General features: G+C 77.0%; 2 protein-coding genes. Both read left to right on the forward strand.

What is annotated here, in order from left to right:
• Positions 1-819: polyprenyl synthetase family protein (locus tag ACWEN3_RS46890; RefSeq protein ID WP_452984602.1), on the forward strand; the 819-nt coding region annotated here is incomplete at its 5' end.
• Positions 816-1,062, forward strand: a 247-nt coding sequence (locus ACWEN3_RS46895; RefSeq protein ID WP_452984604.1) for an FAD-dependent oxidoreductase, incomplete at its 3' end; no start/stop codon positions are given. The genes ACWEN3_RS46890 and ACWEN3_RS46895, both read left to right, overlap by 4 nt.

The following is a 1,062-nucleotide window of genomic DNA, read 5'->3' on the forward strand; positions in this document are numbered from 1 at the left end:
CAGTACGCCGGTACGACGCCGCAGCCGGCCGCGCAACGGCTCGGCGGCTCCGCCGCGGTGCTCGCCGGTGACCTCGCGCTGGCCTGGGCGGACGATGCGCTCACCGGACTGCTGCTGGATCCCGCGCTCCCGCGCGAGCACGCGCACCGCCTCAACGAGGTGTGGCGCACCCTGCGTACGGAGATGGCCGCGGGCCAGTACCTCGACGTGCAGGGCCAGGCCACCTCCGTGCGCACCCGGACCCGGTCGATCCGCGCCGCCTGCCTCAAGAGCGCCCGGTACACCGTGGAACGGCCGCTGGAACTGGGCGCGGTCCTCGCCGGAGCCGACGCCGAAACCACGGGGAGGCTGTGCCGCGCCGGACGCTGCGCGGGCCTCGCCTTCCAGCTGCGGGACGACCTGGACGACCTCCTCGCCGACCCCCGGGCCACGGGCAAACCGTCCGGCGGGGACGTGCGCGAGGGCAAGCCCACCTATCCGCTGGCCGTGGCCCGGACCCTCGCCACGGCCGCCGGCGACCGCTCCGCGCTCGGCGTGCTGGAGCGCGCCGTGGGCCGCGCCGACCTCACCGACGGCGAACTGGCCGAGGTGCGGGAGGTCCTCGTCGCCACGGGAGCCCGCGACCTGGTCGAGACGAAGATCGCCCGGCTCGCCGGGCAGTGCCTGGACCACCTGCGCGAGGCCGCCCTCGAGCCGGGCCCGGCGGCCCGGCTGCGGGAACTCCTGGCCGAGATCGCCGGCACATCAGGCCAGGTGACCGGGCCGGGACTCCCACCCGGCGCCGCCCTGGCCGTCACCGGAACGGAGGCGGCCCGGTGACCCGAACGCTCGCGGGACCCACCGACCACGTGGTGGTGGTCGGCGCCGGACTGGCCGGCCTGTCCGCCGCCCTGCACCTGCTCGGCGCGGGCCGCCGCGTGACCGTGGTCGAACGCGACCAGGGACCCGGCGGGCGGGCCGGGCGCCTGGAACGCGGCGGCTATCTGATCGACACCGGGCCCACCGTGCTCACCATGCCGGACATCGCCGACGAGGCGTTCGCGGCGGTCGGGGCCTCGCTGC

The sequence above is a fragment of the Streptomyces sp. NPDC004561 genome, assembly GCF_053602155.1.